Source organism: Oceanibacterium hippocampi (genome assembly GCF_900172325.1).
In the GTDB taxonomy this organism is placed as follows: Bacteria; Pseudomonadota; Alphaproteobacteria; order Sneathiellales; family Sneathiellaceae; genus Oceanibacterium; species Oceanibacterium hippocampi.
This window is the reverse complement of record NZ_FWFR01000001.1, coordinates 1092688-1105640: the sequence shown is the minus strand read 5'-3', so window position 1 is coordinate 1105640 and position 12953 is coordinate 1092688. Positions and strand designations below refer to the sequence as shown.

The window sequence follows — 12953 nt, the reverse complement described above, 5'->3', positions numbered from 1 at the left end:
GGCCCGACTGCCCGCGTCCGGGCTCCCCGGACGCGGCCGGTTGCCAGCTGACAGGCGACCGCACGAACGCGAGCTTTCACGACGGAGACATGCGATGACCCAGCTTCACGGGTGCCGGATGCCTTTCCGCGCCCCGGCCACGCCGGATCCGTCCGGCGATATCGCCGGACGGGAAACGGCCCGGATGACGACCGGTCTCGACCGGCCGGCTTGCGCGCGGCAAGGCCCGGGGACGCTTCGCTCCCTGCTCGCATGTACCGTCATCGCCTTTGCCGGCCTTGCCTTCGACGCGGCCGAGTCCGGCGCCGCGACCGACGCGCCGATCCTGCAATGCGATATCCTGGCCGCCCATCCTGCTGATGAATCGCGCGTCGCGCCAGGCGTTCAGTGGGACCTGATGGACGCCCGGGCCGCCGTTCGCGCCTGCGAACAGGCGGTTTCCGAGTATCCAGACGTGCTCCGCTTCCAGTTCCAGCTCGGCCGCTCGCTGCTGCGCGCCCAGCGCCGCGACGAGGGGCTGCCCTATCTGTTCGCGGCCGCCGACAAGGGCTATGGCGCCGCCTTCGCCAATATCGGCGGGACCTACCAGTTCGACCTCGGCAATTACGGCGAGGCGATCAAGTGGTATCGCCGCGGCGCCGAGATCAACGACGCGTCATCGCAGATCCATCTCGCCGACATGTATCTCGAGGGCTGGGGCGTGCAGCGCGACCTGTCGGAGGCCTTGCGCTGGCTGAAGCCGCTGGCCGAGAACTCCAACGTGCTCGCCGAATACAAGACCGCGCTGATCTACCAGCGCGGCGACAACACCATTCGCCGCGACCCCGAGGAAGCGCAGAAATGGCTGCTGCGCGCCGCCAGCCACGGTTCCGCGCGCGCCCAGAACGACCTCGGCTGGGCCTACGAGCAGGGCGACGGCGTGCGCCAGGACATGGAGAAGGCGGCGAGCTGGTACGAGCGCGGCGCCGAGCAGGGGTGGGCGCTGGCCCAGATCAACCTCGCCCGGCTGTACGAGAACGGTGCCGGCGTCGACCGCGATTTCCGCGAGGCGCTCTACTGGTACCGGCTTGCAAGCAACGCCCGGGTCAAGGATCTGCGCGAAACCGGACTGAACGGCGTGGCCCGCGTCCGCCACCGGGTTTCCGCCTCCGAGATCGCCGCGGTCGATGCCCGGATCGGCAACTGGAAATCCCTGTCCCAGGAGGAATCGATCGTCCGCGTCGCCGCGAGCGGCCTCGGCATCATCGATCCGAACTACCGCCCGGCCGGGCCGCTTCCGGCGCCGGCGACCGCCGTCGCCGCCGCCCCGGCAGCGACGGCCGCGCCGACCACGACGGCCGCGGTCGATTCCAGCTACCGCCCGCCGGAGCCCGACAAGCCGGCGGCGGCGAAACCGGCCGAACCCGCCGCGCCGCCTGCGGCGCCTGCGGCCAGCGAAAGCGCCGCCGAGGCCCCGATGCCTGCCTTCGAGCCGCGCATCGGCAGCTATATCGCCAGGACCGCGGTCAATATCCGCAAGCGCCCGGGCACGGGCGGCGCCAGGATCGGCAGCCTCGCTGAAGGCGAGGAGGTCATGGTGCTCGGCAAGGTGATCGGCGAGGACTGGCTGATGATCACCCTCGGCGGCAGCGAGATCGGCTATGTCGCGGCGCCCTACCTGATCCCGGCGGAACCGACCCAGGTCGCCGCCCGCGAGGCCGACGCCCCTGCCGCCGCCGATGGAAATGCAGCCGCCAGCACGGTCACCCCGCCGGCGCCCGCGCCGGTCGCGACCCCGGCCCCGGCGCCCGCCCAACCGGCCCCGGCCCAGCAGGCGGCGGTCCAGCCGGCCTCGGTGCCGACGCCCGCCCCGGCCGTCGAGGCCACCGATACCACGGTCGGCAAGCCGGCTGTCGGCCTGCCGCCGGAATTCGCCGACATCGCCTTCGGCAAGTATTACGCCCTGATCATCGGCAACAATGCCTATACCGGCTTCCCCAAACTCAAGGCCGCGGTCAGCGACGCCAGGGCGATCGCCAAGCTGCTGGAGGAGGAATACGGCTTCGAGATCATCCTGCTCACCGACGCGACCCGGACCGACATCATCATCGCCCTCGACGGCCTGCGGAAGAAGCTGACCGAGGACGACAACCTGCTGCTCTACTATGCCGGGCATGGCGTGCTCGACTATTCGGCCGAGCGCGGCTACTGGCTGCCGGTCGACGCCTCGCCGGACACCCAGGTGAACTGGATCTCCAACATCACGATCACCGACACGCTGAAGGCGATGAGCGCCAAGCACGCGCTGCTGATCGTCGACAGCTGCTATTCCGGCACCCTGACGCGGGCCGTCACGACGACCCTGCAGAGCCCCGGCTACCTGAAGAAGATGGCGTCCAAGCGGGCCCGCCTGGTGATGACCTCGGGCGGCCTCGAGCCGGTCCTCGACAGCGGCGGCGGCGGCAACCATTCGGTCTTCGCCAAGGCCCTGCTCGACACGCTGGAGGAAAACACCGGCGCCATCGACGGCACCAGCCTGTTCACCTCGATCCGCCGGCCGGTGATGCTGGCCGCGCCGCAGACGCCGGAATATTCCGACATCCGCTTCGCCGGCCATGACGGCGGCGACTTCATCTTCGTCCGCAAGTAGGGCGGCGTGGGCGCGCTCACCCGGTCGGCTTGCGGAGCGATGCGTAGATCATGAAGGGCAGGCGTCGGTCGAGCAGCCGATGCAGGAATTTCGGCAGCGCGAAGGGCAGCGCGCGGGCCGGAAAGAAGTGGAAATAGACCCGTTCGATCTCGAACGGGTGGACCAGCGTCCGCAGCATCCCGACCGTGTAGGCGTAACCGATCGGGTTCTCGGCGCCATCGTAGTAGCGGACCACCTTGTCGGCGTCATCGAGCGCGAAGATCGTCTCTCGCCCCCGGCCCTTGAGCGCGCCGCCGAGCCGGTGCACCAGCCGGATCAGCGGCAGGAAGAGCCGGTAGTGCCTCAGGATGACATTCCGGTAATAGACCGAGATCGAGGCCGTTCCGCCCGGCGCGAGCACCCGATGGATCTCGGCGATCGCCCGTTCGGGATGCGGCGTGTGGTGGATCACGCCTTGGCAATTGACGTGTGTGAAGGCGCCATCGGCAAAGTCGAGCGCCTCCGCGTTCTGCTCCACGAGTTCGGCCTCGACGCCATACAGCGCGCAGCGGCGGGTTGCGACCTCGAGACTCCGGGCCGACAGGTCGGCGCCGCAGAGCGAGCGGAAGCCGCGCTCCCAATACTCGATCAGCCAGAAACCGACACCGCAGCCAAGATCGAGCACCCGCTGCTTTCCCGGCTCCGGCGGAAAGATCGTCTCGTCCATCCGGCCGGCGAAGCAATCCTCCCGATAGACCTGCCGATGCTCCTCGAAGAATTCCCTCGTGCCCGGCTCGAACGCGCTTTCGCCGGTCCACAACGGGTTCCGGTTCCAGAAGTTCCGGACATCCTCGATGCCCGGCCCGGAATTCGCGGAATTCGGGCGAGCCCGTTTCATTTCGTCAACAGTCGTCAATTCCGAGTCCGCCATCCGTTGCCATGAACCGTCAAACGCCGGTAGGCAGGTTAACGCACAAAGCGCTACTGCCGACAACGAGATAGCAGTCGGCAAGCGGTGTGAAGGGAACCATCATTTCCCTTCTTCAGAACGCATCGATTGCCTAACTTCGGGTCGGAGCGTAGGAAAAGCCCGCAGGCAGAGTAGCTGTCTCCGAAGCGAAACGGGAATGACGAATGAACTTCAGAGCGGCTTCAGCAGCCGATATTCCGGCACTGGCATCCGTTCATCGGGCAGCGATGCCGGACTTCCTGCTTCCAATGCTCGGGGTCAGGTATCTCAAGCGACACTTCTGGCCGCGGGTGTTTTCCCGCCCCGACATCGCCGAAGTCACCGTCGCCGAAGACGACAATAGGGCTATTGCCGGCTTCATCGTCTGCGCGCCCGTATCGGCGGCAATAAAACGCCTTGCCACCGGATCGCCTCTCGCGACGCTGCCCTACCTGCCGGCAGTCCTCGCAAGGCATCCATCCTATCTGTTCGACATCCTGGCCATCCTGCGGGGCGAGAGGCGGGAACTGGCGCCCGGAACAACGATCAACGTCGACATGACGGCAGAGCTCTTCTCGATCGCGGTCACACCGGAGCGGCAGGGTGCCGGGCTCGGGGCGGAACTCGCGCGTGCCGGGCTCAAACGTCTCGCACGATACCCGGTCATCGTTCGCGCGGCACGCCCGGACGCGATCCGCTTCTACAAGAAGTTGGGGTTCCGTGGAATCGGTATTGAAGCACGCGGTTCGATCTCGATCACGATCCTTGCGCTTCAAAACGCCGGATCGCTGACGTGAAATGTCTTGCCCGCCACCTGCCCGGTGTCCTCGCCCGTCCGCTGTTCGGAGACCGCGAGCGCTGGGGCAGAACCCCGATCGCCGACGATCCGGACTGGCTCACCTGGGAACGTCACAGCGTCGAACTCTACGAAAGCACCCAGCGCGACCGCCGGGGCGGTCTCGTGAACGATTCCGGCTACCGGATCATGCGGGAAATCGACCTTGCCGGCGCCACCGTCGTTGAAATCGGCCCGGGCCAGCTCGATCACATGCGGCACTGGAAGGGTCGGCCGGACCGGTTCGTCCTGCTCGACCGGCGCGAGGAAATGCTGTCGGCGTCGGCCGCGACGCTCGCCCGAGAGGGCGTTCCGTCGAAATCCATCCTGCTCGCCGGCGACAGCCCGCTCCTGCCGCTCCCCGACGCCTGCGCGGACATCGTGCTGTCCTTCTACTCGCTGGAGCACCTGCATCCGCTCGACAGCTACCTGGCGGAACTGCAGCGGATCCTGAAGCCGGGCGGCCGGCTGGCCGGCGCGATTCCGGCCGAGGGCGGCCTCGCCTGGGGCCTCGGGCGGTTCCTCACCACCCGGCGGGAATTCCGGCGAAGCGTCGGCCTCGACTACGACAAGGTGATCTGCTGGGAGCATCCCAATTTCGCCGACCAGGTGATGAACAGCCTGCATCGGCGCTTCCGGCCCCGCCACCTGTCCTTCTGGCCGCTCGCCGTTCCAGTGCCCGACGTCAACCTGATCATCCGCTTCATTGTCGAGAAGCGGGATCCGCCGGCCGCCTGAGCATGCCGCGTGCGGCCGCCAGGGCCTCCTTGAGGCCGGTCGGCTGGAACGCGGCGATGGCCAGCGCAAGGGGGAGGAACAGCATGTACTGCAGCAGATGCAGGACGACGCTGAGGGCGAGCGCCTCACCCGCCGGGACGCCGTAGGCGGCGAGAACCAGCGCCGTTGCCGCGTGATAGCTGCCGACCGCGCCGGGCAGCACCGCGACCGTCCCGCCCAGGATGCCGCCGAGAAAGACGGCCAGCGACCCGGTCAGCGGCAGCGCCCCGTCGAGCGCGTGATCGAGAAACAGGTGGAAGGCGGCAAGACCGCCGCCGAGCGCGACGATCCCGAGCAGGACGGCGACCGGAAAGCGGGGCGACCGCATCCGCGCGGCGTAATGCCCGGCGAAGGAAAGCAACGCGTTCCGGATCCGCCCGTCCGGCAGTCGCGTCAGGACCCCTGCGATCCGCCGGTGAAAGACGACCAGCAGGAAGGCCCCGGCCACCACGAGCGCCGGCACGAGCCAGTCACCGGACGGGAGCAGCGACGCCGGCAGGGCGGCGACGAGCAGCAGGACGAAGACGATGTCCGACATGCGTTCGGCAACCAGCGCGGAAAAGACGAGCGTCCCGTCGAGCCCGGTATGACGGGTCACGTAGGTCACTTTCAACAGCTCCGACATCCGCGCCGGCAGCACGAGGTTGAGCCCGGCGGCCAGGATGACGGCCCTAAGCGCCACCGGGAACGGCAGTTGCGCGGACCCGACGAGCAGGCGATGGCGCCAGGCCTGGACGAGGTTGCCGAACAGGATGCAGGGCTGGGCAAGCAAGGCCCCGATCGCCACGCGGCGCCAGTCGAGACCGTCCAGTTCGGCGCGTGACAGCAGGGCCACGAGCAGGGCCAGGACGGCGAACCCGATCAGCAGCTTCCAGAAGCTTGCCCGCATCTAGTCGATTGCCCCTTTGCGTTTCCGCTCAATCGTCGCCGCAACGGCCGCCAAGGCCATAGACTTCGTAAACCGGTCCCGCATGGCAGCGCGGAAGGCGCCCCGCGCAATCCGGACAGCGACCGGCATGGACGACCGCATAGTCGACGCCGTACTCGCGCCGCAGCCGGGCAAATCCTTCGGCTGTCATCCCGTCGTAGGCGCGCCGCGCCGCGTCGTTCACCGCGCGGAGATAATAGGTCGGATCGACCCTCACGCGCGCCGCAATCTCCGCCAACGGGATTTCGCGCACGTCGAAGCCGAAGACCGCGAGACGCCGGTCGCCCTCGGCCAGGACCGCCTTGTCCGACCGGTAGATGCTGTAGCCCTGCATCAGGTGGCGGGGCATGCCGAAGAAACTCCGGGCCGAGAGCTCCCGCCAGCCATTCATCCCGTCCGGCGGGGCGATGAACAGGCTGTCGCGCGGCGTATGGTCCGCGAGCCAGCGCTGCGCCGCCATACTGTCGGCGACGCTTGCCCCGTGCCGGGCGATCTGTCGCGATGCGCGGAGGTCGGCCGACCACCAGCCGACCCCGATCAGGACAACGAGCAGGGTCAGGACCACCGCCCCCGGGGCAACATTCCCGGCCACCGGCCAGTAACGGGCCAAGAGGCGAAGGCCCTGGGCGATCACCGCCACGACCACGGCGATCTTCAGCAGCAGCAGGGGAACGATCCCGCCGATCGTGCCCTTGAGCGCGCCGGTCATCAGGTCCAGTCCGGCCGGCCGGATCCCTGAATACCAGGCGACCAGCGCCGCCACAAGCAACAGCAGGGCGACCGCCGCCACGAACCATCGCCGGGCCGCCCTCGGGGAGTCCGGGTCGAGCAGGCTGTCGAGCAAGAGAACCGCGAGGCAGGGCACCACCGCGATACCCGGCTGGGTGAGCGGCAGGACCAGCAAGGCGAAGGCTGCCGGGACCGCCAGCAGAACCGAGCCGCGGCAGAGCCGGTCGGCAAGCCAGGCCGCGACCAGCAGCACGGCGATGACGGTGACCAGATAGCTCGCTCGGGCCAATGTCAGGCGCAGCAGGAAAGGCTCGTGCGTGAAGGAAGGCAAGGCGAGCCCGATCACCGTCAGCGCCGAGAGCGCGAGGCAGCCCGCGAGCACGAAACGTTCCGTCACGCTGCCGGACCAGCGGCCGAGCGCGATCAGGACGGCGAGCATCACCGGCAGCAGCACGGGCAGCACGACCGGGCCGAGCCGCGTGGTGAACAGCCCGGTCTCGACCGGCGACAGATGCGCGGTGTAGAGCAGCATCCGCCGATACCATTCCCCGGACCCGATCGGGTCGCCGGCCGGCGCGCCGAGTTCCGGCACGATCATCCAGAGCGCGGCCGCGGCGACGATCAGCGCGCCTGCAGCGTGGCGCGCCGTGAGCCACGTCCGGACAGGCGCGACAGCCAGGAAGGTCGCGGCGAACAGGGCCGCGTAGAGCCCGATCATCACATGCGAGAGGATCGCCACGGCAAGCGCCAGGGCGGCGGCGAGCGGCATCCGCCGCAGGACGAACCCGAGCCCCGCCAGCGCGAAGCCATGGGCGAAATTGTAATAGAGATACGGCGAGAAATGCGCCAGGCCGTCGCCGAACCCGGCCAGGTTGGCCCCGGCGACATGGCCGAAGGTGACGACGGCAAGCCCGGCAACCGCATGCAGGCGGGACGGAAAGAGCGAGCGCGCCAGGATCCACGTGCCGCCGACAAGCACCAGCGCCTGCAATACGACATAGAACGGCAGGAATTGCTCCGCGCTGACCAATCCCGCCTGCTCCAGCCACACATGCAGGTTCATCGGCAGCGACTTGTCGTAGAGCATCGCCGGGTGCGGCCAGTCCCGGGCATAGCATTCCGGACAAAGCCGGAAGGTCACGTAATCGACCGGGCTGTAGCCCGCGCGGATGCGCAGGATATCCAGCATCCCGAGGCGTTGAAGGATCATCGCGACGGCGAACGCGAGCGGCAGGGCAAGCTCGGCGAACCCGTTCAGCCAGGCGCCGCGGATGACACCCGCGCGGTTCGCGTCGACCGCCGGAAGGAAGACCGTTTCGTGGGCGCGCATCAGTGTCCTGGCCTCGGGTCGGAATCGCGATGGACCTCCCGTGGAGGCCCATTCCGGTCGAGCAACAGACCAGAACCCCGCCGGCCCATCAAGGGTCGGTGACGGCGGGGTCGGTCGGGGCCGCGTCGCCGGCGTCGTCCTGGGCCTGCCAGTAACCCTGCGAGGCCATGTGGATCGCGCTGAACGGGCCGCCTGAACCGGGCGCGGGCGTCAACCCGGCGCCGTCCGGCCAGCGGTCGCTGCCGGTCAGATCTGGGCCGAGCCGGAGCCGTCGCTCGTTCACGGCACCGATCCCGCGCGCGCCGGAAATCAGCATCCGGACGAGGCGCCGCTTGATCCAGCGACGCACCGGCGCCACGCGCATCACGGTCAGCGCCGCGAGCCGGAGCAGGATGAAGTCGAGCGGCGTCGGCAGGCGGTTCGGCACCCGCGTGAAGGGCGCCCGCACGACCGCCTCGTCGCCGTCGATCTCGATCGTGCCGTCGGCGCGATAGGCCTGCGTCGAGACCAGCCGCCCCCGCCGGTCGCGGGCCAGCACGCCGCCGTTGACGTGGGCCGGCGCCATGCCCTTGTGATGATGGCAGACGCCGCCCTTCTTCCAGGAGACGATCGTGTAATGGGCCGGCCCCCGGTCGACGAGCAGGCCGGCCTCGTCGAAGCGCGCACGGAACGGGGTCGCCGTCTCGGCCGGGAGCGTCGGGATCTCGCCCGGCAGCGGGGCCGCAGCGGCCGTGACGGCGGCAAGTGCGTAGCTGTTGAACATCGGCGCCAGGTTGCCGTCGTCGATCGCCGCGAGCCCGACATGGCGGTGGCTGGCGATCCCGGCGCGGGCGAAACCGGCGAGCGCGGCGGCCTCGGGGATCTCACCGGCCATCAGCTCGATCCCGCCCGGATAGAGGAAGCGCGTGGCGCGCGCGCCGTACAGTCCGCCGAACGAGCCGTCCGGATGGGCGAAATGCCAGAGAAACCGGAGCGAACGGGCAAGCGGTTCGGCCAGGCCAAGATCGGGCCGCAGGCGGTGCAGACCAGCCAGGTAGTCGGTACAGAGGGTCTGGTAGCCCGGATCGGCGCCGCCATATTCGGAGAACCAGCCCTCCCGCGACTGGCGCTCGAGGATCCGGCCGAGCAGTTGTTCGCCCTTCGCCGTATTGCCGTCGCCGGTCGCCGCCTCCCAGCGGTAGAGCGCCGCGGCCGCCGTCGCCAGATGGTTCGAGATCATCGCGTGATCCTCGTCCGCCCGCCGGAGCAGGCCGATCATCGGCGCGACGATGTCAAGCACCGCCTCGCGCACGGCCAGCCGCTCGCCGAGCAGGTCGAGGGCGACCAGGAACTCGTGCGCGACAAGGGCGGTGACGCAGTAGGAGGATTCGTACGGAAAGGCCTCCTCCAGCGAGCCGTCCGGGCGGACGATACGCCTGGTCGCGGCGATCGCCGCGCGGATCCGGGCAAGCATCGCCGCCTCGGCGAACCCGTCCGGCAGCAATCCGGCGGCGAGCAGTCGGGCAAGGCCGCCGACCGCCGCCTGCGGCGTCGCGTTGGCAAAATCGGAAAGCTTCCACGCCCAGTAGCGCCGGTCGCCGAGCCCGGATGCGCCGCTCGCCGGATTGCCGTCAAAGCCCGCGAGCAATCCCGGCAGCCGCTCCTCGATCCGGCGGGCATAGATGCCGGCGGGATCGTCGGCCGTCGCCCTCACCGCGCCGGCAACCTTGCGGCATTGACCGGATGGGGGCGGCGCGCGATCCGGACCATCTCCTCGAGCAGCTGGGTGAAGCCGTCGGCCCAGCCATAGTCGCGGCTGAGCACATGCGGATGCCAGAGGATCGCCGCCTCGCCGCCGACCGCGTGGACCTCGTCGAGCAGGCGGACGATCGTTCGCCGCCGCTCGCGCGCATCCATCAGGCCGTAATCGTAGAGATGGGAATCCATCAGGATCGTCGGCGTCGCGCGCAGGCCCACGGGGTATCCGCTTTCCTCGTCCAGCGGGTCGAAGGTCACCGCCGCGCTGATCCGGAAACCCGGCCGTTCGTTGAAACAGAGCGTGTAGTCGAGTTCGAGGCCGGCATCGACCTGGGCCCGCCAGGTTCGCTCCCACGAGAAGCGCAACCAGTGCTGGCGGCAGCTGCGCACCTGGACGCCGCTGGCGCGTTGCAGCATGTGGCGCTGGCTGCGAATATCGACCGGCGCGTTCCACGAATCGAAGGACGGGTGCAGACCGACCGACCAGCCGCCCTTCCGGATCGCCTCGTAGACGCCGGCAAGCTCGACCTCGCCGGCGTCATAGCCGGGGTCGAACAGCCGCCGCCGCAGGGCCGCCCGTCCGCGGGCGCGGCGGCCCCGGACATAGAAGAGGAACGTGCTGCGCAGGCCGGCCGCCTTCTCGACCGCCATGATGCGGTCGAAATTCCAGTAGTCACGGGACGGCCAGCACAGGAAGCGGAAGGCCCGCCACAGCGAGACCAGAGCGGCGCCGGGCCGCCGGCGCCCGACATGACGTCCGACATTGACCAGCGAGAAGACCGCCTGCTTCAGGCGGATCGCCCCGGTCTTGGCGATCGCATCGACATCGTGGGTGAGTTCCAGCCGGGCCTCGGGAAAGGCACCGAACAGGTCCGTTTCGTCGCGGTCGGCGAGATGGGCGGCGGCGCGGCGCAGGAACATCGCCGCCCGGTTCGCCCAGGCATGCTCCCAGAGCCGGCTGTCCCAGTTGCCGAGCCTCGCGGCATAGGAATGGATCGGGCCGCGCCGCGCCTCGTGCGCGCGTTCGGGCACCGCGTGCAGGTACCAGGCGATGACGGCGAACCAGTCGACGCCGTGCCAGCCGCCGGTCGGATCGGCGATGCAGCTTGCCGGGATCAACAGGGCGCCGTCGATGGCGATGTCGGCGGCGAAGTCCGGCAGCATGACGTTCTGCAGGACGGGCGGCCCATTGTCCGGCACCAGCCAGCGCTCACCGACATCGGCGGCGCGCAACGATTGCGGCAGCGCCGACAGCTCGACACCGTAATAGCCGAGCATCTGCCCGGCATAGTGCAGCTTTGCCGCCGGCAATATGTCGATCACGCCACTAAGCTCGTTCATCCAGACCCTGCGCGATCCCTGCGGTATCCGCCCGCAATCCGGGCGGCATACCAGGGCCGCTCATCTCCCGGGGCGTCCCCCGGCGCCCCTTGTGCGATCAGGATATAACGGAAACCTTTACTGCCGGACTAACGATTTCTTGACTGCGCCGACGTCGCGAGGCATCGGCACGCGCCCGGTGTCGGCCCGGCAGCGAACCTGAAGTCGGGCTGGAAACGGGACTGGTCCGGGTGGCTTGCGGATGCGGCGAGGCGGGTTCCGCGCGGGCGCGGCGCCGGAGCGACAGGAGCCGCGCCGGCGGCACGCCGGTGTCCGCCGCCGATCGCGAACGATCGCGGACCGGAGGCGGGTTCGACCTCAGATCGCGTCGATGATCGCCTGGCGCTTGCGGCCATACTCGGTCCGCGAGATCAGCTTCGCCTCGAGCAGCTGTTCGAGCAGGGTCAGGGCTTCCTTCGGCTTCATGTCGCGGGGATTGATGGTGTCGAGGACGTTCGCCCGGGCCTGCATGAACTTGTCCGGCGTGAGTTCGCCCCGGCGGAAGCGCAGGTTGATATCGTTGAGCTCATCGGCCTGCCTGCCAACCGCGACCTCGCCCTGCAGCTCACGCTGCTTGGCGGTATATTCCTCCTGCGTCAGCAGGCCGGACTTGTAGAGTTCAAGGAGGCGCGCGCTGCGATCGCTGTCGGGCAGCGCGCTCACCGTCGGCGCCGGCATCGCCGCCGGAGCGGGCGACGCCGAGGCACTCTGGGTCGGCGCGGCTGCCGGTGCCGGCGCGACCGGGGCCGGCGCGATCACCGGCGCCGCGCTCGCGGTCTGGCCGCGAAGGGCGAGCAACGGCGCGAAGACATAACCGCTCTGACCGTCAGGCGTGCGGATGCGATACCAGCGTTCGCCGTTCGCCTCGGTCACCGCCAGTGCATCGACATTCTCGCCGGCGGTCACCGAGCCGAGACGCGTCGACGCGGTGCTGGGCGCCGAGCGGATGTTGCTGGTCGTCGACGCAACCAGCGCCAGCGCGGTCGCGTACAGCGTTTCCGAGGGATTCGGCACCGATTGCGTGGCCGGCGTGCTCGCCATCGGGGTCGGTCCGCTCAGGCTCGCGGTCACCAGGTTGCATTCGATTCCGGCGTTGTTGCTGTCGGAATATTCCCAGTAAACCGGGAAGCGCAGCTTCGGCGAATAGTAGCTCAGCAGCTTCGAGGTATAGAGGCCGGTATAGCGCTGCTCGTCGATCGCGTAGACTTCCAGATCGCCTTGCCCGGGATTGTAGTAAAGCTCCTTGCCGACGACGGAGATCTTGTAGCTCCAGTTGAGCCGGTCGTTCGGTCGCCGCTCGACCACCCATTCGTTGAACTGGCTGCCGACGTCGAGCGACTTCAGCCCCTCGAACTCGGACGGGAGACTGCTGATCGTGCCCTTGTGCCGGGACGCGCTCTCTTCGCTGGCGAGCGTGGTCGGCAACAGATAGAAGGGCTTCTCGTACCAGTTGCTGGCCCCGGCCGAATCCACGGCAACACGGATATTGTCGCCGTCCTTGCGCTCGACGCGGTACGTCTCCTGGAAACTGGACCCGTCATTCGACCGACATTCGAACGACCATTGGTCACCGACCATCGGTGCGGTCATCTGGGCCATGGCAGGCTGAACCAGCATCGCGGTCCCGATCAGGACAGTCGCGCCGCCGAAGCTTGCCCTCAGAAATGTCGCACTCATTTG

9 protein-coding genes are annotated in these 12953 nt (G+C 68.7%); 3 read left to right on the top strand and 6 right to left on the bottom strand.

The genetic code is table 11. The features are described from left to right. Positions 1-94: 94 nt before the first annotated feature. Complete coding sequence (locus OCH7691_RS05110; RefSeq protein WP_085882294.1) at positions 95-2629, top strand: caspase family protein; 2535 nt, start codon at positions 95-97, stop codon at positions 2627-2629. 16 nt (positions 2630-2645) lie between these two features. Here OCH7691_RS05110 and OCH7691_RS05105 read toward each other — a convergent pair whose 3' ends face one another. Continuing rightward, complete coding sequence (locus OCH7691_RS05105; protein ID WP_176244924.1) at positions 2646-3506, bottom strand: class I SAM-dependent methyltransferase; 861 nt, start codon at positions 3504-3506, stop codon at positions 2646-2648. Positions 3507-3742: 236 nt separating this feature from the next. Here OCH7691_RS05105 and OCH7691_RS05100 point away from each other — a divergent pair, with 236 nt between their 5' ends. Then, entirely contained in the window at positions 3743-4354 is a 612-nt protein-coding gene (locus tag OCH7691_RS05100) for a GNAT family N-acetyltransferase (protein WP_085882292.1), read from the top strand. Then, positions 4351-5130, top strand: a complete 780-nt coding sequence (locus tag OCH7691_RS05095) for a class I SAM-dependent methyltransferase (RefSeq protein WP_085882291.1) — start codon at positions 4351-4353, stop codon at positions 5128-5130. The genes OCH7691_RS05100 and OCH7691_RS05095 overlap by 4 nt, the downstream gene beginning before the upstream one ends. Here OCH7691_RS05095 and OCH7691_RS05090 read toward each other — a convergent pair. The 5 genes from OCH7691_RS05090 to OCH7691_RS05070 form a co-directional block, all read right to left on the bottom strand. Beyond that, positions 5096-6058, bottom strand: coding sequence for a lysylphosphatidylglycerol synthase transmembrane domain-containing protein (locus tag OCH7691_RS05090; protein ID WP_085882290.1), 963 nt, complete (start codon positions 6056-6058; stop codon positions 5096-5098). The two genes, OCH7691_RS05095 and OCH7691_RS05090, sit on opposite strands and share 35 nt — an antisense overlap. 28 nt (positions 6059-6086) lie before the next feature. Continuing rightward, entirely contained in the window at positions 6087-8156 is a 2070-nt protein-coding gene (locus OCH7691_RS05085; RefSeq protein WP_085882289.1) for a hypothetical protein, read from the bottom strand. Positions 8157-8244: 88 nt separating this feature from the next. Continuing rightward, entirely contained in the window at positions 8245-9849 is a 1605-nt protein-coding gene (locus OCH7691_RS05080) for a hypothetical protein (RefSeq protein ID WP_085882288.1), read from the bottom strand. Beyond that, positions 9846-11234 (bottom strand): polysaccharide deacetylase family protein, encoded by a 1389-nt coding sequence (locus tag OCH7691_RS05075; RefSeq protein WP_139839516.1) that lies wholly within the window; start codon positions 11232-11234, stop codon positions 9846-9848. The genes OCH7691_RS05080 and OCH7691_RS05075 overlap by 4 nt, the downstream gene beginning before the upstream one ends. Positions 11235-11591: 357 nt before the next feature. Continuing rightward, the gene (locus OCH7691_RS05070) at positions 11592-12950 is read right to left on the bottom strand and encodes an SH3 domain-containing protein (RefSeq protein ID WP_176244923.1); all 1359 of its coding nucleotides are present in this window, start codon (positions 12948-12950) and stop codon (positions 11592-11594) included. Positions 12951-12953 lie beyond the last annotated feature (3 nt).